The organism is Chitinophaga fulva, assembly GCF_012927205.1.
In the GTDB taxonomy this organism is placed as follows: domain Bacteria; phylum Bacteroidota; class Bacteroidia; order Chitinophagales; family Chitinophagaceae; genus Chitinophaga; species Chitinophaga fulva.
The window spans coordinates 1,402,512-1,427,510 of record NZ_JABBGC010000002.1 but is presented as its reverse complement, the minus strand read 5'-3'; the positions used below and the strand labels follow the sequence as shown (position 1 = coordinate 1,427,510).

At 49.9% G+C, this 24,999-nt stretch carries 22 protein-coding genes; 12 read left to right on the top strand and 10 right to left on the bottom strand.

The annotated features are described in order from the left end of the window. Positions 1 to 4: 4 nt before the first annotated feature. Complete coding sequence (locus HHL17_RS22335; RefSeq protein ID WP_169227004.1) at positions 5 to 997, top strand: nucleoside hydrolase; 993 nt, start codon at positions 5 to 7, stop codon at positions 995 to 997. A 64-nt stretch (positions 998 to 1,061) separates the two neighbouring features. Here HHL17_RS22335 and HHL17_RS22330 read toward each other — a convergent pair whose 3' ends face one another. Then, positions 1,062 to 1,964, bottom strand: a complete 903-nt coding sequence (locus HHL17_RS22330) for an SDR family oxidoreductase (RefSeq protein ID WP_169227003.1) — start codon at positions 1,962 to 1,964, stop codon at positions 1,062 to 1,064. A gap of 134 nt (positions 1,965 to 2,098) precedes the next feature. Further along, positions 2,099 to 3,268 carry a cytochrome P450 gene (locus HHL17_RS22325; RefSeq protein ID WP_169227002.1) on the bottom strand — a complete coding sequence of 390 codons (1,170 nt, stop codon included), beginning with the start codon at positions 3,266 to 3,268 and terminating at the stop codon, positions 2,099 to 2,101. A 280-nt stretch (positions 3,269 to 3,548) separates the two neighbouring features. Here HHL17_RS22325 and HHL17_RS22320 point away from each other — a divergent pair, with 280 nt between their 5' ends. Further along, positions 3,549 to 3,992 (top strand): EthD family reductase, encoded by a 444-nt coding sequence (locus HHL17_RS22320; RefSeq protein ID WP_169227001.1) that lies wholly within the window; start codon positions 3,549 to 3,551, stop codon positions 3,990 to 3,992. A gap of 102 nt (positions 3,993 to 4,094) precedes the next feature. On the opposite strand, the gene HHL17_RS22315 is transcribed toward HHL17_RS22320, so the two are convergent. Both HHL17_RS22315 and HHL17_RS22310 read right to left on the bottom strand, forming a co-directional pair. Then, positions 4,095 to 4,457, bottom strand: a complete 363-nt coding sequence (locus HHL17_RS22315; protein ID WP_169227000.1) for a hypothetical protein — start codon at positions 4,455 to 4,457, stop codon at positions 4,095 to 4,097. A gap of 185 nt (positions 4,458 to 4,642) precedes the next feature. Continuing rightward, the gene (locus HHL17_RS22310; RefSeq protein ID WP_169226999.1) at positions 4,643 to 6,895 is read right to left on the bottom strand and encodes an ATP-binding cassette domain-containing protein; all 2,253 of its coding nucleotides are present in this window, start codon (positions 6,893 to 6,895) and stop codon (positions 4,643 to 4,645) included. A 60-nt stretch (positions 6,896 to 6,955) separates the two neighbouring features. On the opposite strand from HHL17_RS22310, the gene HHL17_RS22305 reads away from it, so the two are divergent. The 4 genes from HHL17_RS22305 to HHL17_RS22290 all read left to right on the top strand — a co-directional run bounded on the left by HHL17_RS22305 (position 6,956) and on the right by HHL17_RS22290 (position 10,409). Then, the gene (locus HHL17_RS22305; protein ID WP_169226998.1) at positions 6,956 to 7,381 is read left to right on the top strand and encodes a MarR family winged helix-turn-helix transcriptional regulator; all 426 of its coding nucleotides are present in this window, start codon (positions 6,956 to 6,958) and stop codon (positions 7,379 to 7,381) included. Positions 7,382 to 7,429: 48 nt separating this feature from the next. Next, entirely contained in the window at positions 7,430 to 8,314 is an 885-nt protein-coding gene (locus tag HHL17_RS22300; protein ID WP_206156123.1) for an AraC family transcriptional regulator, read from the top strand. Between the two features lie 71 nt (positions 8,315 to 8,385). Further along, a complete protein-coding gene (locus HHL17_RS22295; RefSeq protein ID WP_206156122.1) occupies positions 8,386 to 9,303 on the top strand; it encodes a DUF6268 family outer membrane beta-barrel protein in 918 nt (305 codons plus the stop codon). Between the two features lie 65 nt (positions 9,304 to 9,368). Beyond that, complete coding sequence (locus HHL17_RS22290; RefSeq protein ID WP_169226996.1) at positions 9,369 to 10,409, top strand: RNA ligase family protein; 1,041 nt, start codon at positions 9,369 to 9,371, stop codon at positions 10,407 to 10,409. Between the two features lie 21 nt (positions 10,410 to 10,430). Here the strand turns inward: HHL17_RS22290 and HHL17_RS22285 are convergent, their stop codons facing one another. Continuing rightward, positions 10,431 to 10,874 carry a lipocalin-like domain-containing protein gene (locus HHL17_RS22285; RefSeq protein WP_169226995.1) on the bottom strand — a complete coding sequence of 148 codons (444 nt, stop codon included), beginning with the start codon at positions 10,872 to 10,874 and terminating at the stop codon, positions 10,431 to 10,433. Between the two features lie 189 nt (positions 10,875 to 11,063). Here HHL17_RS22285 and HHL17_RS22280 point away from each other — a divergent pair, with 189 nt between their 5' ends. The 6 genes from HHL17_RS22280 to HHL17_RS22255 all read left to right on the top strand — a co-directional run bounded on the left by HHL17_RS22280 (position 11,064) and on the right by HHL17_RS22255 (position 14,903). Next, a complete protein-coding gene (locus tag HHL17_RS22280) occupies positions 11,064 to 11,885 on the top strand; it encodes a hypothetical protein (RefSeq protein ID WP_169226994.1) in 822 nt (273 codons plus the stop codon). A 29-nt stretch (positions 11,886 to 11,914) separates the two neighbouring features. Continuing rightward, on the top strand, positions 11,915 to 12,469 hold the full coding sequence (locus HHL17_RS22275) for an RNA polymerase sigma factor (RefSeq protein WP_169227235.1): 555 nt from the start codon (positions 11,915 to 11,917) through the stop codon (positions 12,467 to 12,469). A gap of 29 nt (positions 12,470 to 12,498) precedes the next feature. Continuing rightward, positions 12,499 to 13,143, top strand: a complete 645-nt coding sequence (locus tag HHL17_RS22270) for a hypothetical protein (RefSeq protein WP_169226993.1) — start codon at positions 12,499 to 12,501, stop codon at positions 13,141 to 13,143. A 42-nt stretch (positions 13,144 to 13,185) separates the two neighbouring features. Continuing rightward, on the top strand, positions 13,186 to 13,782 hold the full coding sequence (locus HHL17_RS22265) for a hypothetical protein (protein ID WP_169226992.1): 597 nt from the start codon (positions 13,186 to 13,188) through the stop codon (positions 13,780 to 13,782). 57 nt (positions 13,783 to 13,839) lie between these two features. After that, positions 13,840 to 14,202, top strand: coding sequence for a winged helix-turn-helix transcriptional regulator (locus HHL17_RS22260; RefSeq protein ID WP_169226991.1), 363 nt, complete (start codon positions 13,840 to 13,842; stop codon positions 14,200 to 14,202). A gap of 74 nt (positions 14,203 to 14,276) precedes the next feature. Continuing rightward, the gene (locus HHL17_RS22255) at positions 14,277 to 14,903 is read left to right on the top strand and encodes a DUF2306 domain-containing protein (RefSeq protein ID WP_169226990.1); all 627 of its coding nucleotides are present in this window, start codon (positions 14,277 to 14,279) and stop codon (positions 14,901 to 14,903) included. Between the two features lie 53 nt (positions 14,904 to 14,956). Here the strand turns inward: HHL17_RS22255 and HHL17_RS22250 are convergent, their stop codons facing one another. From HHL17_RS22250 to HHL17_RS22230, 5 genes are all read right to left on the bottom strand, one after another. Then, positions 14,957 to 15,604: a hypothetical protein gene (locus HHL17_RS22250; protein WP_169226989.1), complete on the bottom strand. Its 648-nt coding sequence runs from the start codon at positions 15,602 to 15,604 to the stop codon at positions 14,957 to 14,959. A 26-nt stretch (positions 15,605 to 15,630) separates the two neighbouring features. After that, positions 15,631 to 15,909 carry a hypothetical protein gene (locus tag HHL17_RS22245; RefSeq protein WP_169226988.1) on the bottom strand — a complete coding sequence of 93 codons (279 nt, stop codon included), beginning with the start codon at positions 15,907 to 15,909 and terminating at the stop codon, positions 15,631 to 15,633. Between the two features lie 15 nt (positions 15,910 to 15,924). Further along, positions 15,925 to 16,716 (bottom strand): hypothetical protein, encoded by a 792-nt coding sequence (locus HHL17_RS22240; RefSeq protein WP_169226987.1) that lies wholly within the window; start codon positions 16,714 to 16,716, stop codon positions 15,925 to 15,927. Between the two features lie 568 nt (positions 16,717 to 17,284). Beyond that, a complete protein-coding gene (locus HHL17_RS22235; protein WP_169226986.1) occupies positions 17,285 to 18,208 on the bottom strand; it encodes a PorP/SprF family type IX secretion system membrane protein in 924 nt (307 codons plus the stop codon). Next, positions 18,198 to 24,932, bottom strand: a complete 6,735-nt coding sequence (locus tag HHL17_RS22230; RefSeq protein ID WP_169226985.1) for an MBG domain-containing protein — start codon at positions 24,930 to 24,932, stop codon at positions 18,198 to 18,200. The genes HHL17_RS22235 and HHL17_RS22230 overlap by 11 nt, the downstream gene beginning before the upstream one ends. Positions 24,933 to 24,999: the final 67 nt, after the last annotated feature.

Genomic DNA, 24,999 nt, shown 5'->3' with positions numbered 1-24,999 from the left:
ACCAATGAAATATATTGGATGGTTGATCTTCAACCTGTTGTTGTGCCACTTAGTTTTTGCGCAACCTGTAAAAATTATCTTCGATACGGACATGGATTCTGACGTGGATGACGTAGGCGCGCTGGCGATGCTCCACGGTTTCGCCAATCTCGGTGAAGCGGAAATATTGGGAGTCATGGTTTCCAGCCTCAATCCATGGTCGCCGGGCGCGGTGGATGTCATTAACACCTATTATGACAGGCCGGGCATTCCCATCGGCGCGGTGCAGCGATTTGGCGTATACCATAAATCCAAATATGCACGCAGGCTTTGTGATGAATTTAAACCTGGTGTAAAGCTGGGTGAGGATATGCCGGAAGCTACGGTACTGTACCGGAAGATACTCTCCTCACAACCGGATACAAGTGTTGTGGTGGTAACAGTGGGCGACCTGACCAACCTTTCCAAACTGCTGAACACAAGAGCAGATCAGTTTAGTGAACTGAATGGCATTGAGTTGGTGAGGAAGAAAGTGAAACGCCTGGTTTGTATGGGCGGAAGATATCCCGAAGACCGGGACCCGGCGCCCTGGGGGAACTTCAAGCCGGACCCCCGCTCCACACAACACGTAGTTACAGCGTGGCCAACCCGCATCTATTTCACGGGTGGCGGGGCTTTCGCAGACAGCGTGCCCACGGGGAAGGTTTTCTTCCAGGAGAAATATAAACGTACGCCTATGGCTTATGCCTACAAATGGTTCCTGGATGGCTGGAAGAGGAACTGGCACCATAGTGCGGACATCATCGCTGTGTATGTGGCGGTGAGAGGTCATCTTCCTTATTTCAGGCTCGAAGAAAGAGGATATAACCACATTTTTGAAGACGGGACAAATTTGTGGCGTTTTGAGCCGGATGATGAGCGGCAGTATCTGATAAGTGAGTTCGCTGAAGGCGTCCATCCCAAGGCAATCGCTGAAAGGTTCGATTCCTTGATGGTGGCGCAAAGGCCGGCAAAGTAATCTGCATCATCAATTAACAACATACAGGCGGTCATGCCGCCTGTATGTTGTTAATTTACCTGTTTTATTTATCTCCCGGGAAATATACATCTCCTGCCATGTCTTCGGACAATGTAGGATGTACGGGGTTCCAGCCCAGTGTTGTTTTGGTGATGTCTGCAGATACCCGGTTGTTGATTTTCGCAAAATGTGCGAACCAGGTAAAGTGTGCAGCGGCTTCCTCCGGGTTAAGGAAAACGATCGGCAGTTGCAGTCTTTCGCCGATGGTGGTGGCTACGGTTTTGAAGGTATTACGTTCTTCGGCTACCGCATGAAAACGGGTGCCGCCTGCCGGGTTGCTTTCCAGTGCCAGGCGATACAGCCGTGCTGCATCCAGCCGGTGTACTGCCGGCCATATATTGGCGCCTTCGTTGATCATGCCTGAACGGCCCTTTTCTTTGGTGAGCCGGATCAATATGGGAAGAAAACCATGGGTGTCATCTGTGCCATGGGAGAAGGGTGGGAGCCTTACCACCGAAGCACGCACACCTTTGGCCGCTAATTTGTCCACCGCTCTTTCTGTTTCGGCACGGGGATGGGCCTGATTTTCAACTCCGTCCTCTTCGGTAACCACGGTATCTTTAACAATAACGCCCGTGCCGGAAGTGACGATGAGCGGGCGTTGAGTACCCATTAATACTTCGCCCATCGCTTCAATCGCTTTTCCATCCAGGACACACATTTCCGGATAGCGGGTAAAGTCATGAATGAAACCGGTGTGGATGATACCGTCAGCTGCAGCTGCACCGGACTGCAGGCTTGCGATGTCGGTGATGTCGCCACGGTGTGCTTTTGCACCCAGTGCAGCCACTTTTTGAGCGGCTTCTTCCGAGCGGGCTAAACCTGTTACCTCGTGACCTGCTGCCAGCAATTCTTTCACGACAGCGCTGCCAATGAACCCGGTGGCTCCTGTTACAAATACTTTCATCTTGTTTTGTTTTTGTATCACAAAGTTGAAGACAAATGACCTGGTATTTGTAGCCGGAACACGTGTTGTTGTAGCCAAAAACGGGCAGGTGAAATATCAGTCATCAGCGGCGGCTGACGATTGACTGGCGGGAATTATAGAGAGGGCAGGTCAAATATAATGGGAAGTTCCTGGTAGCTGTATACAAGGGTGCTGGGTGTCCTCACAATTGTTGTGCCCGGCTTTACCTGTATATGCTGCATATGTTTAAATAACACTTCAAAGGCTATACGGGCTTCCAGCTTTGCGAGTACTGAACCGATGCAATAGTGGATGCCGTGCCCGAAACTGAGTATCCTGGAATTGTCTCTGTTTATATCGAAAGTATCAGGGTTGGGAAATGCGGCGGGATCGAGATTGGCTGCGGCAATGCAGAGGTTGACGAGGCTTCCCGCTTTGATGGTTTGGCCGCGGAGCGTAATGTCGCGCGTTGCCCTCCGGGGCATCGCTATCACCGGCGATCTGAAACGGAGGGCCTCCGTGAGCGCTTTGGGAAGATCAGCGGAATGGGTGGCAAGATGCTTTTGTAATGCGGGATGCTGGATAAACAGGTGGAGGGCGGTCGTGAGCCATGATTCAGTAGTTTCAGTTCCTGCGCCCAGGAGCGTGATGCAGGTCGCCAGTATTTCCTTGTCCGTAAGTTTCTCACCGTCCACCTCGGCAAGCAAAAGATCGGTGATTAGGTCTTCCTGTGGATGGGCTGCCCGTTCAACGATGAGTTGGGAAAGGAAGGCGCTCATCTCTCTCATGGTCTGGTAATATATCTCCATGCCGATAGCTGTCGGATCGCCGGTGAGCGTCTTTGTCCAGATGGTTACCTGCGGGCTGCTTTCCTTTGGAACGCCAATTAAACGCGAGATAACGAGACTTGGGAGGGGAGCGGCGAAAGCGCTGACAAAGTCCATCTCCCCCGATGGCAGTAAAGGAGCTATCAGCTGGTGGCATTGTTCATACAGCCAGGCTTCCATTCTGGAGATAGTTGCCGGTGAAAAAGCTTTGGTAACGAGCGCGCGCACCTTTCTGTGACGGGGAGGGTCTGTGGCGAATATGCTCGCGCCCAGCAGATCATCACCGGATGTGGGAAGGTATTCACTGGAAAATGTTTCATAGTCGCTTAACGCCCATTTCACGTCATCATACGTGTATAGCTGCCATCCACCTTTGGCGCCATAGAAGAAAGTGAAATCAGGATCGAAGTAAACAGGGTTTTTCGTGCGCATCTGATGATACCAGGGCGCTGGGTCAAGGGTAGTGACAGGAAACATTTTGTTGGTTTTCGTTAAATATAATGTGTGGCACTGCGGAGGTGTTGCATTTTAAATTCGGGATGCTGTGATATTACTGCAGGATGTTTACCACAGGTGTACCAGTATTTTGATCTACTTGTATACCAGTAAATATGCAATCAGCCATGGTTGACTATATGTTGAAGCGATTTTTTTCAATATCTTGTTGAAGACGATGTGTAAATGCCGAGAACAATTCCACGAAATTTGAGGTCCCTGTCTTCCCGTTATGAAAATACATCACCTAAAACATATACAGATGAAAGTAAAATTCAACTTATTGTTGTTGTGCCTCGGCGTATTCTTTAGTTGTCAGCAAAGTAAACCGGCAGATAGCCAGAAGCCGGAGGAAAGCCCCAAAGCCGTAGAGAGCCCCAAAATCAAAAAGGGAATGATCAAAGTAACGATACTTTATCCGAATGGAGAAGGCAAAACGTTTGATATGAATTATTATGAGCACAATCATATGCCCATGGTGGCGAGTATGTTTGGCGATGCACTGAAATTCCTGTCCATTGACAAAGGAATAGCTTCCGGAAGGCCCAATACGCCTATGCCGTTTTTAGCGATCGGCCATTTGTATTTTGAGACGCTTTCCGCTTATGAAAAAGGACTGGAGCCATATGTGGATAGCATTAGAAAGGACTTCCCCAAATATACCAATGTTCAACCCGTGATACAGATCAGCGAGGTGTTGGAGTAACTGTCAGTAATGCCGGTGTAATTTTCACTTTGTGTAAAAGCGGGAAGCAGCCCGGAATAAGCAGATACCTATTCCGGACTGCTTTGGTGTCCCGGACAACATTTACCTTGGAATAATTAAATCAATTGATCCGGCTCCTATATTATCAGCGTCTACCACAATGGGATAACTGGCAAGGATATTGGTCTTCAGACCCACCGCTACAGTGCAGGAGACTGTCTGCCCTTCGGTGACATCCACCACCGCTGAGCTGGATGGGCAGTTGATACTAACGGATGTATCGCCCCATACGTGTGCCTGGGGCATCCATATCGGGAACGCACAGATACCCATAACGGCACCGGCATTTGGATAATAAAACCAGGCATGTACAGTGACACTACCCCGACGGGCTTTTTTTTCTGATGAAGATGGAGCGGCACTCAGTAACAATAATACAGTGAGTATACAGGTGAGTGTTTTCATATAAAAATATTTTGAGGGTGTAAATAGTCCGGACTCCAGTCTGCTGTATGTAAAGCTACGAAATGGGAGTGGTGTGCCATAGCAGCGAATAAAAATCAGGAAAGGATGGGTGGAGATCCTGAAATATTAACGCGGGAGTTTGATCAGATTTCCAGTGAAAAAACTGCAACCATAGAAAAATATTCCTACACAAGATATTTTCGTAGGTACGTTGCCGTTGCTGTGTCGGAATGCTGGAGCAGGTTGGCCACGGTCCCTTCAAACGTCAGCTGGCCGCCGTCTTTACCGGCGCCCGGCCCCATATCGATGATCCAGTCAGCACAGGCGATGATGTCCAGGTTGTGTTCGATCACAATCAACGTATGCCCTGCGGCTATCAGTTTGTTAAACAACGCCAGCAATTTTTCGGTATCGGCAGGATGCAGGCCGGTACTGGGCTCATCCAGCACCACCACGGCATGTTCGCCTTTTAGTTGCGTACTCAGTTTTAATCGTTGCAGCTCGCCGCCGGAGAAGGTGTCCAGCCGCTGTCCGAGTGTCAGGTAGCCCATGCCCAGATCATGCAGCATCGTGAAATGGCGGTGAAGCTCCTGCTGCTCCGCAAAAAATACAACCGCTTCTTCTACGGTGAGGTCCATCACATCAGCGATGGATTGGTGGCGGTAGCGGTATGTCAGCACTTCCGGGCGGAAGCCGCTGCCGCCGCAAACTTCACAAGGCATTTCTATATCGTCCATAAACGCCAGGTCAATTTTTTCGACGCCCAGCCCTTTACAATTGAGGCAGGCACCCTCACTGTTACGGCTAAACAGTTTGTTGCTCACCCCATTGGCGTGGGCAAAGAGGTTCCGGATGATATCGGAAATACCGAGATAGGTGAGCAGGTTGGATTTGGAATGCCCGGCAATGCCTGACTGGTCAATCAGTGTAATTTCCGGATGCTGTTGTGGCAGTACCTCGCTGATCAGCGTGCTTTTGCCGGAGCCGGCCACGCCGGTAACGACGGTGAGCACATGACGCGGGACCTTTACGGTAATATTTTGCAGGTTGTGCATCCGGGCGTTGCGGATCGTCAGTGTTTCGGTGAATGTACGCGGATGCTGGTTGTATGTTTTGTGCCGTGCGAAGTAACGGCCGGTTTTTCCGGTGCTCGTACGCAGACCGTCAAAGGTGCCCTGGTAGATGATTTCACCGCCATGGGTGCCTGAGCCGGGGCCCATGTCCATCACATGATCGGCAATGCGGATGAGGTCAGGGTCATGTTCCACTAACAGGACGGTGTTGCCTTTGTCCCTGATCTTCTGAATAATACGGGATATATTGTCCAGGTCTTTAGGATGCAGTCCTATACTGGGTTCATCGAAAATATACAGCAGGTTCTCCAGGCTGCTGTCCAGGTGCCGTACCATTTTGATACGCTGTGATTCCCCACCGGAGAGGGTGGGCGTTACCCGGTCGAGGGTGAGATAACCCAGACCGATGGTGATCATATGCTGTAGTTTTTTCACCAGTTCAGCTATAATGGTTTCGTATCCGGGCGCCTGCACAGACCGGATAAACGTCAGCAGTTCATCTACCGGCATGGCGGCACAGTCGGCGATGTCCCGGCCGGCTATCTTGCAGGAGAGCACCTTTTCGTTTAGCCGTTTCCCGTGGCAGGTGGGGCAGGACTGCTCCTTGACAATCCGGCTGATCTCTTTTTCACGGAGGCGCAGCTCTTTGGAGTCTTTTTTCAGGATGTCCCTTTCCAGCCGCGGGATGATGCCGGTATAACGCACGGTTTTGCCCCACTGGGGAGAAGGGTTAGGCGGTACATGCTCTTCCGCATGCAGCAGTATTTGCCACTCTTCCTCCGTATAGTCGGCGAGTTTTTTGTCATTGTCAAAATACCCTGATGCAGCATACCGTAGCCAGCGGTAGCCGCCAGGCTGGAAAGTAGGGAAGAGGATAGCCCCTTCATTCAGCGATTTGGTGGTGTCTATCAGCCGGTTGATGTCTATCTGCCTTGTTTGCCCGATACCGCCACAAACAGGGCACATGCCCTGCGGATGGTTGAACGAGAAGATATTGGCGTAGCCAACGAATGGTTTGCCTACCCGCGAAAACAGCAGCCGTAGCGAGGTATAGATGTCCGTGGCGGTCCCTACGGTGGAGCGCACGGTGCCGCCCAACCGTTTCTGATTAATGATCACCGGTACATTGAGGTGCTCGATACTGTCCACATCCGGCACGCCCAGGTGCTCCATCCTGCTGCGCACGAAGCTGTGCTGCATTTCGCTCATCTGCCGCTGTGCTTCGGCGCCGATGGTCCTGAATACCAGCGATGATTTCCCTGATCCTGACACGCCTGTGAAAACGGTGATCGTGTTCCTGGGAATTTCCAGGGTCAGGTTCTTTAGGTTGTGCTGACGAGCGCCGGTGATCTTTATCGGGTTCATGGGTTAATTTAATTTCATTAACTTTGTAAATAGTTAACAAAGTTAAATAAATTTCCAACAATGGAAAAAGCACAAAAAGCCTTTTTCGAGACCTATACCGATTTCCAATGTTATGTGATTGCGCAGGTCAACAACGGGGATTTTAACGGGGTCGGCGCTACGCATTACAACATCGTGGAATACCTGTACCGCAACGGTCCTGCCACCGGTAAAACACTGGCGCAGAAATTTCATATCAGTGCACCGGCCATTTCCCGTCATGTAAAACTCCTGCTGGAGAAAAAACTGCTGGTCCAAAAGCAGCTGCCGGAAGACCGCCGTAATTTCCTCCTGGAAGTGACGGGCAAGGGCAAACTCCTGGTCGACGGCTCGGAAAACCAACGCCACAGCGTTACGACCCGTATCAGCAGCATGCTGCCTAAAAATGAACTGGAACAGTTTACCCGCACCCTGCGGAAAATAGTGGACATACTGAAGGAAGAATAGGGGTAACACCGTGTTCAGGTGTCATTTGGGAGTACTGCCATCTGACATATGAAAATAAAAACCGTAAAGCCGATTGATTTTGAACGCCGGTATATGTCCGGTATCCCTCCGGTTTTCAAAACAATGGGCACGCCGCTGCAAATATTCGATATCAGGGAAACTGCCGGGTTGATAAGCCTGCCAACGCCGCTTTACAGGCCGGACTACAATTTTATCGTGCACCTGACGCAAGGACATGCCAGTCAACAGGTAGACGCCGCGGTAAAACACATCGGCCCTAATGATGTACTCTTTGTAAAACAGGGCAATGTAACAGCCCTGCTGGAAACCAGTGATGACGTGGAAGGGTATGTGGTGGTTTTTGAAGACAGCACCCTGCATCACCTCTTGTCCAAAGAAAAACTGATCCACCTGTTCAGTACCGGCACGGTCGTGACCCTGCCGGATGAAACCAGCCACTGGCTGACGCCCCTTTTCGGATTGCTGATCCGGGAACTGTACCAGTTCACCCCCGATATGGCCATCTGCTACTCCCTCTTTCAGGCGGCGCTCATGAAGATCATCGCGGCTGATAGTGGTCAGCATAAATCGGTGACCCGCAGCAGTGAGATCACTTTCGCTTTTAAGGAACTGGTGTATAAACATCATGTAGAACAAAGAGCTGTCTCTTTTTATGTAGACAAACTGGCTGTTTCGGTGAATTACCTGAACCGTTGCGTGCAACAGACTTTAGGCACTGCGCCCAAAGAGTGGATCAACAAAGTGAATATTTTACACAGCCAGCTTTTATTACAGGATTTTACCAAAGACATTGCCTCCGTGGCTTTCGAGTTGAACTATGAAGACCCCGGTTATTTCGGTCGTCTTTTTAAGAAGATCACCCACCTGACACCCTCCGAATACAGGGCTTCTATCGTGCAAAGTTTGTCCTGATAAAGGTAGATTCTGTTCTAAAGCAAGCGATGACTGCTGGCGACCTTTGTGTTATCAAACTAAAGGAAAACATGAAACGCTTATTGCATCAGTCATTGCTCATCAGTCTGTTGGTATTTTATTCAAATGATATTTTCGCACAGTCTGTCAAAGATGTAGCCGGGGTATCGGTGACCGCTCACGGAGAAAGCCAGTTCAACGATCTCCCGGAGGGAAGCGGTCTGCATGGCAACAAATTTAAATACAACACTTACGACGCGTGGTTGTCATTACCCCCCATGCATTTCGGGAAAACGCAGTTGTTCACGAATATCAACTACCGTCTGATGGATTTCTCTTTCGATCAGAAAAACACACAAGACCTTTATCGGCTGGACAAAATCCACGAAATAAAAGCGGTGATGATTGTCCGCCATCCCATTGCAAAGAAATGGTCGGTTTTGGGCATACTCATACCCACCGTGGCATCGGATTTTAAAAGCTCCTTTTCTTCAGATGACCTGATCGTGGACGGTATTTACGGGGTATCTAAAAGGTTCGGTAAGAAATCGAACCTGGAAGTGGGCTTCGGTCTGCATGTCATGTATTCCTTCCAGGAATTCCTGTTCACCCCCGGCATATCTGTCGATTACAAAAGCAACAATGGCAAATGGACCGGCCAGTTCTATTGGCCCAGGCTCAATGTGGCCTATAACTTAACTCCCCATACACAGGTAGGTATTGCAGGGTCTATTGACTGGACCAGGTATAACCTGAAGAACTATACGGACTTTGAAGGCAAAGAGGTCGACTATGCCCAGTTCTCCACTATTCACGCCGGCATACAGTTTAACCAGCGCATCTACAAAAACCTGTGGTTCCAGTTGCAGGGCGGTATGGGGCTGTTCGGCAGCTATAAACTCTTCAGTCCCGGGCATGATACCATCCGGAATTTCAGCATCGACAATACTGCCTATGGCAAAGCCATGATCACCTACCGGTTGAAGTAGCCACCCGTTTGTGGGAGGAATTGTTTATTTTTGCCGCTGTTAACCACGGGTCATCCTGATCAACAATGAACAAGAACTCCGAATACGAAAAAATGCCCAAAAGCCTGAAAGGCCTTGATCTGTCAGAGAAAGCCATGCAAGATCTCAACAAATTAAAGTGGGTAGTGACAGAGAAAGTACATGGTGCCAACTTCAGCTTTGTGTATGAAGATCATCAATTATTATTTGCCAAACGGAAAGCATACCTGCAATGGAGCGACGATTTTTTCGGCTTTCAGGCAGTGGTAGCCGATATGGAAGAACAGGTCGTCCGTTTCTTTGAACACCTGAAGCAGGAAGTGCCGGCACAACGGTATATCCTCTACGGAGAGCTGTTCGGCGGAAAATATCCTCACCCCGCGGTCATGCCGGACCCGTATGTGCAGGCCATCCAGACAGGCGTGTATTACAGCCCTGTTGTGCGGTTCTGCGCTTTCGATATAGCCGTGGAAACCGCCGACGGTGTTAAAAGCTATATCGATTATGATATCGCCGTAGCCTACTTTGAGCAGTTTGGCATCTTCTACGCAAAAGTGCTTTTCGCCGGTAAGTGGAACGAAGTGCTGAATTTTGATACCCGCATCAATTCAGGTATCCCCGCACAGTTACAACTGCCCGAGCTGCCTTCCAACCTGATAGAAGGAGTGGTGATCAAACCGCTGCGCCATTCGGCGCTTACCACGCTGGATATGCGCCCCGTCATCAAACTGAAAAATCCGGAGTTTGATGAGGAGCAGAAATTTCATGAGGCAGAGAAATGGTCGTTTATCCCGGACGTTACTTCCCGGTCGGAGCAGCTTTCCTTCCTGGTGGAAGAAATGGCGCGTTATGTCACCCCAAACCGGCTGAACAGTGCCTTGTCAAAAACCGGCGGCTTTGATGCCAGCAATCAACAGCGGCAGGAAGAAATCAGGAATGAGTTCCTGGAAGATGTCTGGGTAGATTTCAACGGGGACAGTGGTAACATCCTCGCTGATTTGGATGAGCAGGACCGCCGCTGGGTGAGGGAGCGTATTGCTACCCGCATAGCGGTGTTGATGGCTGATCACACCAGTAGACAGGCGTGATCAGCCAATATAGCTGTTGTTTTATTGCTTCACCATAGTATACGTCAGCTTATCACCTTTCGTTAAAGCACTTTCCACATAATATACCAGCGTTTTACAATCATAGCTGGCGATGGTGCCTTGCAGCTTGCCATCGCTGGCGAGGGTATTGCCTTTCACTTCCCAGGTGCCGTGGTCAACCGTCTGTTCCGGGCAAACGGTGCCTGCATCGTGGTAGGTGTAGGTGCCGTTGCTTTTCAGTTCCATGATATCATCCTTTTCGCAGTCTTCCAGGTAAGTGAGATAATCGATGGGGGTGGCGGTGGCGCTTTCCCGGTATTGCAGGGCGGTCAGTTTGTAGGAGCCGGAAAGGCCGGTCACGCTGATGTCACAGCCGGAAGGGCTGCTTTTTTCTTTTTTGCAGGAGAGCAGCAGGACAGAAGCGATCATTACAGTTACGGTGCATTTGATGGTCATTGTTTTCATATATTTCGTTTGAGTGGATTTTACAGTAGTACCCCTGGTGCTGACTAAAGGGTTGGGGAAAAAAGAAAAAATATTTTTTTTGAAGATGACCCAACCTTTGACAAAAAACAGGGGTATTGAAGTTGGTATCCGTATATGCGGTAATTTTACATATTAGTATTTGTAATACATTAATAGAACAGTAATAAGATGAAAAACGCGGTATTACTATTTAGCGGGATCTGTTTGATGGGCTGTGGCACCTCCATGAAACTGGCCGTGCCGGAGAAATTCAAGGAGCAGGCCACCATGCAGCATGTGACCGGGGCAAGAGGCAACAGGATGTCGTTTGCTAATTTTACCACTTCAAAAATAAAAAGAGGGGTGCATGTCAGTTACCCGGGATGGGGCCGCGGTTTTTTTTGGGAGAACTTATTACTGAACCAGGCAGGCATTTCGAAATCAGAAACGGTGGAAAATGAAAAGGCGAAATTCCGCTATGCTATTACAGACGGGCGTAATACGGTAGAGATATTTGCCCACGAGCGGCAGATGACCAGGAAACATGATTATGAAGCCATCGATAATCACAATATATTGGGTGGTTTTGAGGTATTGCAGGAACACCGGTATATTTTCTCTGCATTGATCAGCGTGGATACCACACAGGAAAGCAAGAACTGGGAGCTGGTGATGACCAACCTGTACGACCGGAAAGCGGAGAACGACAAGAACCCATTTGCTTTTATTAAACAGGAAGACGAAGGGATGGCCACCAATGGTATTGACACGATCCATATAAAACCACTCAGCATTAAGAAGACGGAGTTGTCTAATGGCAAAACGGGACAGTTGCTGTTTAAGATGATGTCGGGGTATGAGTTGAGCACAAGGGACGGCGTTATCGCCATCATTGACCTGATTGACCGGAATATCTGGTTTTATAATGAGTTGTCCCCTGCGGAGAAGCTGAACGTGAGTGCCATTACCACCGCGCTGTTTGCAAGAAAAGTGCACGACACCAAGTGGTAGCAGGCCCGGGGAGGTGATGAGACAATAGTATTAAACGGTTTGACAGACAACTGGAACAGGATTTAAAGCATATTATCGCGGAGTGCCGTCAGGGCAACAGGAAAGCGCAGGAGCAGCTGTACAGGCAGCTCTATGGCTTTGCGATGGCTATTGCCATGCGTTATGCCAACGATGAGCATGAAGCCGGCGATATCCTGTGCCATGCCTTTGTGAAGATGTTCCGGAGCCTGCACACCTTTGATGAAAGTAAAGGTAACTTCCATGGCTGGTTGAAAAAGATCGTTATCAATGAAGCACTCGATATCGTCAAACAACGCAGCCGCTTTTCCAGTCTTGAACTGGAAGCGGTGGAAGAACCCTCTGTCAATAATAGTGTGATCGAAAAAACAGATGCCGCGGACATCTTACAGCTGGTGCGGAAGCTACCGCCCGCCACGCATGCGGTCTTTGTGTTATATGCCATTGATGGTTACACTCACAAGGAAATTGCCACGCAATTGAATATCAGTGAGGGGACCAGTAAATGGCATCTGAGTGAGGCAAGAAAAATTCTTCAGCAAAAATTAACAGCAACAAAGGTTTAGTGAATACAACCACTCCATACGAAAAATTAATGGCAGCAAAGCTGAACCAGGTGCCTGTTCCCGATATGGCGGACAGCATTTGGGCCAGTATTGAGTTGCAGTTGGATGCGGTTGCAGATACACCGGATGATCATTCCTCAGATGACGCAAAAGATAATCAACAAACAGACAATCACCCTACAGAAAACAACACGGCTCAGTATACCGCTGCAAAGAAAAGCATCGTAAAATATCTCAGTAAAGGCTGGTATGGCTTCGCCGGCGCCGCAGCGGCAGCCTCCGCATTGTGGTGGTATACCAGTCACCAGGCACCCGCGCCTGAAAAAACAGCGCCGGTAAAAGCCGTACCGGAAACACATGCACCGGCGCCGCCAGACAGCAGTGCCACGGTAACGCCTGCGGAAACACAACCAGTTCCGGCCAACAAAAAGAAGGACAGTGTTTCCCTGATGAACGTACTGTCGCGTGTTGCCCCGCCACCGGATTCTTCAGCAAGACAAGTTTCGCCACCCCCTGTGGTGGATTCTCCTGCCATACAACATCAGCGGTACCTGCCGCTGGTGACAGACTCTGTGCAGGCCGTCCCCGTTAAAAAACCACGCGGCGTAAAGGGAATCACGGAAGATGATTACCGGATATCCGTGCAAAAAGATTCCTCCGGAAAAAAGAACTAGGCGGAAATTTTTACTACATTAATACCTGTCATTCCTCTTTCTATGTATAGAATTTCCCTGTTGATACCTATGTTCGTGCTGTTATGCACCGGTTATACCTATGCGCAAGCCAGCGCTTCCAAACGTATCCGCATATACGATGATACCGCCGCCATTAAAACCGGTCGCTATCTCGAATACGCTAAAACTTTTTCGGTGAAGGAGTTTGTTGAATACTATGTCAAAGAAGGAAAGGTAAGCGCGTCCAAAAAGTGGGGAGACTTGTATATCGTACCGCTTTATAAGGATTTGTCGTTTACATTTTGGGGAAGAATAGTACCCTTTGGCCACCTGCTGCATTTTTTTAAAGTCAGCAACAAGGAACTGGAAGGTGTTGATTATGAAAGTCTTGATAGGGATGTCCTGAAGAGTAGGTTTATAGCAGAAATAGTGCCGGCAGCCGACAAAACAATATTAGGGAAGAAAGGGTTGAGAAACTGCAGGACCGACTACGAAGCATTCGACTTTATCTATCATCCCGAAAAAAAACAACTGGAAATGGTGTATCACTGGACAATAGATTGTAGCTACCGGTTGAAAAAACTGAGAAAACATTACACCTCGCAATACGATCTCGCATCGAAACAATTCGTAAAGTAGCTTAACTTCTTTTTCCGCGAATTATCGTTAATTTGTCCTTTACGAAAAACCTGTATTATGTTTACTTATGAACGCAAGATACCGGTGGACATGGACTGTGGCATCACCGTGTACATGCAGGTACTGGGCGCTAAATGGAAACCCTGCATCATCGATATGATCAATAAAGGTTATCAACGGCCCAGCGAAATGCACCGTTTCATCAGCGAAGCGTCTCCGCGTGTGCTGGATATGCAGCTTCGGGAACTGGAAGCCATGGGCGTGGTAGAGAAACACACTGGTTCCGGTTTTCCACTGCGAACGCATTACACCCTCACCGATCTCGGCATGTCACTGGTACCGCTGGTGGATGCGATCGATAACTGGGGGAAAAAATACGGCGAACGGATAAAACAGGCCATTGCTGAGACGGTAGCCTGATACCGAATAATTTTTCGGTTATTGATTCTTGCAGAACGGATACGGAATTTTGTATCCGTAAATCTGTAAGCATCATGAATAAAACACTTATCGACAGGTCTTTTTCTTTAAAGGATAGCCTTTATGTTCTACTGTGGCTCGGCATTCTCTTTATCACGTGGACATTCATGCACGGAGCCGATCACTACCTGCAGCTGACTCCCGAAGCACTGGGTAAATATTTTCCGGTCAGATGGTTTCTGCTGATGCATATTACTTCCGGCGGTGGTGCGCTGGTACTGGGACCGCTGCAGTTCTGGAAAAGACTACAGTCCAACAAACGGCTGCACCGCATTGTTGGGTATCTATACCTGCTGGCCATCCTCGCCAGTAGCCTCTGCGCCATCGTACTGGCTTCTACTTCAGCATACGCGGTCAACTGGGCCTACGCTTTCTCCCTGCAAGTATGGGTGTCGGTATGGATCACCACTACCAGCATCGCTTTATGGCTGGCTTTGAAGATGAAGTTCAGGCAGCACAAAGACTGGATGATCAGAAGTTATCTTGTGACCCTGGCGTTTGTAGTGTCCGGACTGATACTGAAAATGCCGGTGATATACAGGCTGGGTAATTTTGAAGATATCAGCCCCACGTTTTTCTGGTTGGGATGGGCCATTCCGTTGTATGTCTATGAAATGATCAAGGCCGTGAGATTAAAATAATACCTTAGTCTCTGGTCCGTGCAGCTGGAAAAATTTGGATAGATAGTTTATCGCTATTCGCCCATGCGCCAGTTAAGGTCGCGCAATAATTGACAGCATTTCTCATTATCACGAACCATGCGTTTCAATTCATCCGCATTTTTAGGTAAGGGAAAATCTGATTCAATCCCGACGTATAAATTGTAAATGTATTTTTCTACGAGGTTGTCAGACTGATTTCCTTGCGCTATGATGGTTTCATAAAGTACTTGTACATCCTCCTTATTTTTCCACCAAAACCAGTATAAAAGTGAGGCAACTCCAATTCTTCTGATGATTTCGCCTTCCAGAAATTTTTTATGCAGCATCTCAGCCACGGCTTTGTCGCCAAAGGCTTTCATGCAGGGGCGGAGAAATATCCGGTTGAAACTGGGATCTCTGTAGTCAATAGCGCAATCGATCATGGGTTCAAACAGTACGGCGGGGATAGGCCGGTACATATACAATAAATCAGCGGCAACAATATGATCGCTGTCTACCGGCCGCTTTGCCAGTATAGCTGTTAACTCGTGAAGGTGATGTTCTTCTAACGAGGGATATGCTTTCTTAAACTCGATCAGGATAGGGGCAGCACGGCGATAGTCGGGGCCGAAGTAATGGTATTCCCCGGAATTATCGTAATATGCCCTGATATCCTGTATTTGAAGCGGGGAAGTGCTCATAGGGATAAAAAACGGGGGAGGGGTTATCATTCACGCTCATGCCGTATGCCGTTGGCGTCAATCCGGCAGTTCCATTTACAAACCGGAAAGAGGCCAGTGGTATTCGCTTCCACGGTACCACTGGCAATCAGGTTATCTTTTTCTCCCCGTTCATTGGTATCGTCCATAAATATATCGATGGTCTTCCCTTCAAAGAGTTGCACAAGGTTACCGGCGCTGTCCCGTTTGGTATCTTCCTGTGACAGCAATACCAGGTCTTCGGCAATCATCTCATTAAAGTCCACATATATTCTTGGTCTGTCCATGGGAGATAGCAGGTATTAGAATTTGATCAGCAGTTTTTCTGCTACCAGCTGATTGTCTTTATAATGTTCAAAATACCAGTCTCCGTTTCTTTTCACCACCAGGCCATGCACTGCGCCGTTTTCAGCGATGAAACAATCCTGCATGGAAGTTTTCAGCAGGGTTAAAACGATTTTCGGAGCGGTATCGATCAACTGGTAACCGTTGGCGATAGCCTGTGCATACAGGGTGCCGGCAGCGTCCTTTACTGTCGGTGTGGCAGGAGCAGGTGCAGGGGCCGGAGCGGTTGTAGATGCTACGGGAGCGGGCGTCGGAGCCGGAGCTGCTGCTACGGGTGCAGGCGCTGGTGTTGCTACTACTTCTGTCCGCGCATGGGTGGTACCGTTGTAAGTATACGGTTCATCTTTCAGCGAGGCGAAAGCATCTCTCATCGCCATATTGTAGGAAGTGTTGAATTCCTTTTCCCGGCTTTTGCCTTCTTTGCTTTTGAAGATAATGTTACCCTGACAGTCTTTTAACACCAGCGTCAGGTTGGTGGCGAATAGTGCTTTACGCTGCGTTACCTCTGCTTTCAGTGCGTTACATTTGTTGCCTGCCAACTCCTTCGGAAGATCAGTATTGTCAAAATAGGCGGTGAAGCCTTTTTCTTCCAGTAACATCTTCGCCAGGGTGTTCAGGCCATACTGATTGTCTTCCCGCGAAAAATCAAACCGCTCGGGTATCAGCACATATTTATAGTTGTTGATGGTGTTCTGGGCGTACCCTGACACAGAAAACATTACAAGAAATAATAAAGCGAATCTTTTCATATCGAATTTTGTCTGCTAGTGTAGCGAATATATAAAATACCGGTGAAAAGATGGGTTAATCTCTGAAATGCATTAATAGGCAGAAAAGGAGAGGAAGCATTCCCATTGGAGGAATATTGTGATTAGATGAGAATTGCATTCGGGAGGGAAATGATGGCGTGAATCCGCATTAAATCCCAGGGCTAAAGCCCTGGGCTACGATGTCATTCAATTTCTTTCAAAAGATGGATACTTTCGTTTATACGTAACGATATTTAGCTTCAGTGGTAAGGCCCTGACCGCGATTTTGCCTATGATGTTTTCCCCCTGAATGATTACCCCATAATTCGAAAGAACCTGAATAACATCGTAGCCCAGGGCTTCAGCCCTGGGAAAATAATATCGGGGAAAATAATATCGGTTTAGCGGCCAATCATGGCTCGCTTATCAAAGAGATAGGTACAGGATACGTATAGGATATACGAAGGATAACAAAAGAAGTGCTATGCAAATATTTATAAATCAATAAATTACAAGCATTGAATGATTAATAATATGATCAAAATTGATAGTATTTTATCACTATGTCTTATTTAAACAGATGCACCACCAGGTTCAGTTCAAACGTGCCATTGGTATAGTTGGCCAGCCCCGCGGTCTGGGAGTTATATACCAGCTGGAAACCGGCAATGGACTTGTAATTGATACCAGCACCGGCGCTGAAGCTTTGGCTGGAATGGTACATGCCGAACACATTGATCAGGTCGTCCAGGAAAACAAAATTGGCGCCGGCATCGATGATATCATCATACCCTTTCATGCCACGCAGGCATACCTTTGGTTCTATGGAAGTCAGCTGATCGTTGATGGGGAACCGGTAGGCGGCCGCGGCGAAAAACAGGTTGCGGTTGATGCCGAAATCGGATGATTTGTCTTTTACCAGGCTGACCAGATTCGGCAATGAGCCTTGCAGGGAAAAACCTTTATGCGTAAAAGCCATCCCGAAATCAGCTTCGAAGTAATTGTCCCTCCGGTTGAATGCGCCGATATTCGGATCATTCATATCGCCATTGATCGCTTTGGTATCCAGCCGCCGGGCGATGAAAGCGCCGGACAGGCCGAAATGGAGCATGCTCTGTTCGTCGGCACGGAGCGGCAGGTGATAGGCGTAGGAAAAGGCGACCTTGGTATTGTTGAGCAGACCGGCTTTGTCATTGAAAATATTCATGCCGATGCCTACACGATGAAACAGTTTATAATCTGCCGTGAGTGATTTGGCTTCGGGCGCGCCGGGCATATCTGACCAGGGACGCTGGTAGGCGAGGTGTACATGCAACCCGGTGTCAATGCCGGCCATGGCCGGATTGGCGAGGTACGGGTTCAGAAAATACTGGGCTGCCAATGGCTCGTATAACTGTGACGGGTTGCCGGCTGTTTGTGCCCCGGCATGGCGACTGCTGAGCGCGCCTGCGCCCAGCAGCAGTATGTATCTGGCTAACTGTTTAGTTCTCATGTACGATGGTGATGAATCCTTTGAATAATGGTTTGTTATCACCCAGCTCGATGATAAAGTAATAGGTGCCTTCCGCCAGGGGCTGACCGTTGACGGTACCTTTCCAGTTGTTCGTATAGCCACGCTGACGGTAGATTAGGCGACCGGTACGGTCAAAAATCTTCACTTCGTTCTGCGGGTACATGTCGATGTTCTTCACGACCCACACGTCATTGATACCGTCGCCGTTAGGTGTCAGGATGTTATTGGGCTCCAGCTTATAATCTTCTTTTACGTTGATGGTAACGTCTTTGCTGACGCTACAGCCTGCCGCGTTCATAATGGTGACCCGGTAGGTAGTCGTAGCGGCCGGCCGTGCAACCGGTGCTGCTGCGGTGGCGTCGCTCAGGCCTGTTGCCGGTTCCCAGCTGTAGCTGGTGCCACCGGATGCCACAAGCGTTACGCGTTCTCCTTTGCTGATGGTGGTATTGCCATTCACCTGCAGGTCGCCGGTGGGTAATGGGTTCACGGTAACGGTCATCGCTGTGGACATTAGACCGGAGTTGTCAGGGTAGATGGCTTTTACGGTATAGCTGCCGCTTTCGCTGACGGTGAGGGTACGGTTGCCTGCTCCTGCAATCAGCGTATTGTTGCGGTACCATTCGTACACCGGCGCCACCGTGGACTGTAACGTTACGCTGCCGCCCTGGCAGAAAACGATGTTGCCCTGGGCGCTGATCACCGGCGGCTGGTAGGCGGTTACCACGATGGTTTGTGTAACGGCCGTAGCAGGTTCGTAGTTATTGTTACCGGCCTGTGAGGCGGTGATAACAACGGTGCCTGCATTGCCTACACTGGCGGTATTGCCCGTTACGGCAATCACCGGTGTATTGTTGCTGCTGAAGCTGACAGGTAAACCGGAAGTGGATGTTGCCGTGAGTGTGAACGGAGCATCGCCCTGGTTTTTGTTGGCCGGTGCAGTAAAGGTGATCTGTTGTGATGCCTTCGTGATGGTAAGGGTACCATTTACGTAGGTCAGCGTATAATCGTTGCTGTTAAGGCCTGCCGGCGTGATGCTATAAGCACCTGCGTCCACGGCTCCCTGTGCGTTGCCGCTGTAAGTCACTGTGCCGGTTAATCTGCCGGTGTTGTCGCCGTTCACAAATCCCGTGTAGTCTACGTCGTTACCACCGGTATAGGCGGTGCCGTTATAGGTACGGGTGTCGTTCTTCGCGGTAACGGTCAGCGCAGCTTTGGCCACGTTGAAGGTCCGGGTGGCCTGCGGTGCCGGTTTGAATTCGTTGTTGCCTGCCTGGTTAACCGCGACGGTGACAACGCCGGCGCCGGTGAGGGTGACGGTATTACCACTGATAGTAGCCGGCCCGCTGACAACGGTATAACTTACCGGCAATGTGCTGCTGGCGGTAGCGTTGAGCGTAAAGGCAGCGTCGCCATAAGTTTTATCGCTGATGACAGGGAAGGAGATGGACTGGTCTGCCGGGCCTACGGTCAACGTGCCATCTGTCAGCGTAAAGGTATAGTTAGTGGCGCTTAATGTACCGGCAGTAACCCGGATCGGATAAGTACCGGCGCTGCTGGCGGCGTTGGCGGTGGTGCTCAATACTGGTGAGCCGGTAACAACACCGCTGTTATCACTGTACACAAAGCCGGTGATGGTGTATGTCAGCAACGGATTAGCAGCGCCAAAGGCGCGTTGTTTGTCATCTGCCTTTACCTGTAACGGTGCCTTTGTTACATTGAAACTTTGGCTCACCGGCGTAGCAGCGTTATAGTTAGCATCTCCGGTTTGTGTAGCCGTTACCGTTACCATACCAGTACCAGTGATGGTCAGCGTGCTGCCGTTGATGGTAGCCGGGCCGCCGGTTACCGTGAAGGTAACGGGTAAACCGGCATCGGAAGAAGCGTTGAGGGCAAATGCTGCATCACCGTACTGTTTATTCGGGATAGCGGCAAAAGTAATCTGCTGGCCGGTTGGGGTGACTGTCAGCGTACCGGCTGTGAACCGGAAGTCGTAATTGTTGGCGCTAAGATTGCCCAGGCTTACATTGATGGGATAAGCACCGGTTGGACTGTTGACGTCCGCCGTTGTGCTGGTCATAGCCGCACCGTTAATAACATTGGAATTGTCTGTGCCCACAAATCCGGTAAAGGTGTAATCCATTAACGGATTAGGTTGTTTGTACGCTTTTGTTTTATTGTTAGCGGTGACAGTAAGCGTGGCTTTGTTTACCCGGAAGGTCTGCGTAGCCTGCGTGGCCGGGTTATAGTTGCTGTTGCCTGCCTGGTCGGCGCCGATGGTCACATCACCGCTACCGGTAATGGTCACGGTAGTGCCGCTGATGGTAGCGGGTCCGCTGATAACGGAATAGGTTACCGGCAGACTGCTGGTGGTGGTGGCGTTGAGTGTAAAGGCGGCGTCACCATACGTCTTGCCGCTGATAGCGGGGAAGGTGATGGACTGCTGCGCTGTGGTAATCGTCAACGTGCCATTTGCCGGCAGTATAAGGTAGTTTGACGCAGATGCGGCGATGTTGGGCATGATGGGATAACCACCAGGCAGGCTGAAGAGATCAGCTGGTGTGGTAGGGGTGATCGTGCCGGTAACCACGGAAGCATCGTCACCATTTACAAACCCGCTGTAGCTATAGGTCAGCGGCGGATTGTTCTGGTAGTATTCCCTTGATTTGTTGTCCGCTTTGATGGTCAGATTGGCTTTAGCTACATTGAAACTTTGGCTAACGGGAGTAGCTGCGTTGTAGTTGACGTCTCCTGCCTGGTCTGCCGTTACGGTCACAGTGCCTGCGCCGGTGATACTGAGTACGTTGCCGTTGATGCTGGCGGGCCCGCTCACAGTATAACTTACCGGAAGACCGGCATCACTGTTGGCGTTCAGGGTGATGGAGGCATCGCCATAGGTTTTGTTGGCAAGGGCCGCGAAGGTAATGTTTTGCGATGCTTTATTGATGGTGAGTGTACCATCCACAAAACTAAAATCATAATTAACGGCTCCCAGGTTCCCCCTGGTAATAGTGATGGGGTAGGTGCCTGCATCGCTGGACACTGTGGCGGTCGTGCTGATATCCGGTATTCCGCTGTAGGCGGAAGCATTGTCCCCATTCTTAAAGCCGCTGAAGCTATAATCCAGGGTAGGATTAACTTGTTTGTACGTCTTCGTTTTGTTGACCGCAGTAACGGTAAGCACCGCTTTGTTGATTTGGAAAGTTTGCGTTACCTGTTGTGCCGGATCATAATTGCCGTCACCGGCCTGTTTAGCGGTGATGGTCACGGTGCCGGCGCCGGTAATGGTCACGGTATTGCCGCTGATGGTGACTGGCCCGCTGCCGGAATAAGTGACAGGCAGGTTGCTGCTGGTGGTGGCAGCAAGTGTAAAGGCTGCGTCACCATACGTTTTATCTGTGATAGCAGGGAACGTGATGGTTTGCTGCGCCGTGATTACTGTGAGTGTGCCGCCAGTCGGTGTGATGATGTAATTAGGCGAACTGGTGACAGCACTGAACCCGATAGGATAGGTACCTGGCAAACTGCTAAGAACAGCGGTGGTGGACAGGTTGACAGTGCCGGTTAATACAGCATCATCTTCACCGTTTACAAAACCGTTATAAGTATAGGTCAGCGCAGGATTGGTCTGGCCATATTCTCTTGATTTATTGTCAGCTGTAAGTTGCAGGAGGGCTTTTGCTACGGAGAAGGCGTTGGGGACAGCGTTTGCCGCGTCGTAGTTAACGTCTCCTCCCTGTGTAGCCGTGACCGTTATAGGACCTGCGCCGGTGATGGTCAGTACATTGCCGCTAAGAGAGGCTGGACCGGCTACTGTGTAGCTTACCGGAAGACCTGCATCACTGGTGGCATTGAGCGTAACAGGCCCGTCGCCGTATATTTTGTTTGTCAATGCCGCGAAGGTGATGGTTTGTGGCAGCTTGTTAACGGTGAGTGTACCGGGAACAACAGTGAAATCATAGTTGGTAGCGGTCAGACTACCCTTCGTGATGGTGATAGGGTAGGTGCCTGCGTCGCTGTTGACATCAGCGCCGATGAGCATATTCGGTGTTCCGCTGACAACCGTCGCGTTTTCACCATTCATAAATCCGGTGATAGTATAGTCCGGTGCCGGATTGGCTTGTTTGTAGCCCCGGGCTTTATCATTCGCCGTCACGGTCAGCATCGCTTTTGTTACGGTGAATGACTGCGTTACCGGTGTGGCGGCGGTGTGATTAACATCGCCGAACTGTTCGGCTTTTACAGTTACGGTGCCAAGGCCGGTGAGCGTGATCACGTTGCCGCTAACGGTCGCCGGTCCGGTGACAGTATAGAAGATATCAAGGCCGCCGTCTGTTTGTTTTGTCAGCATTACAGGAGTGCCATAAGGTACTTCAGCCGGGACGGTGAAATTGATCGTTTGTGCAATCTGCGTGATCGTCAATGTCCCGGGAGCGCCGGCAAAGCTGTAGTTATCGGCGCTGAGCAACGTGGCTACCATGGGATTGATGGAGTAGGTACCCGCCGGACTGGTGCTGGTGGCCATGGTCATATATCCCGGCGTGCCGCGGATTACCGAAGCATCTTCATTGTAGACAAAACCACTGTAAGTGCCGGTAAATGTCGGATTAGGAGTGCCGTACGGGCGTGTTTTGGGATCTGCTGTAAGGGTGATTACCTTTTGTTTCACCGTAAACGTCTGGCTGATACTGTTAGCATCATAGCCGTTGGTGGCGGAGGCTGAAGCCGTGATCCGTGCGGTACCTGCGCCTTTATTCCTGATCTTGCCGGCCACAATGGTAGCTACTGCGGCGTTATCGGATGTATACGTGATACCGCCGTCGCCGGTGGTAGTGGTAGTTGGGGTGACGTCGTTGTCGCCGTAGGTAACGGACATCATCGGAAAGAACATCAGGTTCTGTGTCTGGGACTGATATTCAAAAGCGCCTGCATCGATGGCGGTGTTTTTGATGCGGATTTGACCAGCGAGATCTCTAAAGTCTACCTGCAGCGGATAGCTGATGTCGTTAGTCTGCGGGTCGCCACGATTGATGGCCTGACTGGTTACCTTCAGGGTGAGATCGCCGGTGGCCAGGTTAGTGAAACCTATATCGGAAACTGGTTGTGAAGGAGTGCTGTTGACATAGTACATACTACTGATGACACTATAGCTGTAGTTGGTAGTGCCTCCGCTTGGAAATACGTCTACAGCCGTATTGTTCGTAACAATACTGTTATAGGCATTAAGCTGGCCACCGCTCTGCCGGATGCCAATGGAAATGTTACCGGCAACAGTAACGTTGGTGATGGTAAGGTTGTTGTATGCCGTGATGGCTGCCTCGTTGGTAAGCGCCTCATTACCATAAAAGCTGCTGTTGGAGATTGTTGCTGTTGCGGTCGCGGGGAAATAGGCTGCGCCGCCGGCGCCGGCGCCTTTATTGCCATAAAAGCGTGTATTCTTGATGGTTACATTGCCGGAAGCGCCTGTGTAGAAACCTGCGCCATGAGGATTACTTAACGAGGCGATGGTTTTTCCGCCGGTGACGATCACGCCATCGAGCGTAACATTGCCACCATTGCTGGTCACCACATGGTAACTGTTGTTGCCATTAATATTGGAAGAAGTGAGTGCAATACCATTGGTGAGTATGTCATCGTTGTCAATGTCTCCGCTGAGGATAACCGGGTTGGCGCCAATATTGCGGGAGCCGGGCGTACCTTCTACACCCGCAAATCCGCCGTACACTGGTATGTTGGGAACCAGTACAAAAGACTGATTGGGATCTGTGGTGCTGGGTTTGTAGGTGCCTTTGGCTACCCATATCTGACGGATGCCATTAGCCGGGTCTGTCGCTGCATTCAGTGCATCACGCAGCTCTGGCAGGGGAGAGCCCCAGCTGCTGCCGTCTCCGGGAACAGCTGCCTGGTTGTTGACGAATAAAATACCGGCAAAACCGGCTTTTACGATGGACAGGTTACAGGGCGGTGTTTTTATCAGATCAAATGCGGTGGGGGCGGGTGCAGTCATGGTATTGTCCATGGCCCAGTTGGCCGTGTTCAGTAACAATGCCTGGAGTTTTGCTGTGGAACTGGCGATGGCCACATTACAGTTGTAGCGGCCGTTGACAGCAGTGATATTGGGAACCTGCGCGGCGGTCAGACTGCCTGGTAGCATAGATTTGGAAGAGGTGAACTCACAGGGGTCCAGGGATGTTTCCCAGGTGGACCGGTTGATGTTCAGGCCTGCCAGGACAGTAATGAAGGGGGCGCCGCCGGTGAAGGCAAACAGCTGGTCGCCGGCCAGCCCGAGGCTGATATATTCTTTATTGGCAGATGCCCTGGTAGCCGCCGTACCGGTCGCCGTGCCGATAGTGGCGTGGGGCTTGTATTTGCAGGTGATCACAACAGGTTGTCCCGCTTTGATTACATCATTACCGGAGTTCCACACAATGATACCGTCTGTCTGGGAGCCGGTGCCACAGTATAGCGACTGAAAGTCGCTGCCTGTCCACCCAAGATCTGTGAAGTAGATCGTTGTATTGGCCGGACAGTCGCGCAGCATGACAAACGAAAAAGCGTCGTCTTGTGTGTTGCCGTCTGTATCATCGTCAAAAGTATTGACGCCGGTAAACAGCAGGTCGCCGGGGCTCAACTGAGCCTGCGTAACAGGGGCTATACCAGTTAGTAATAGTATAAAGATTACTGTCCGGAGTAAAATTAACTTCATAGAGGGGAACTCTTAGGTATAAGAAATATATCGTTGTGCATCCAGTGTCGCAGGATGTAAAACATTT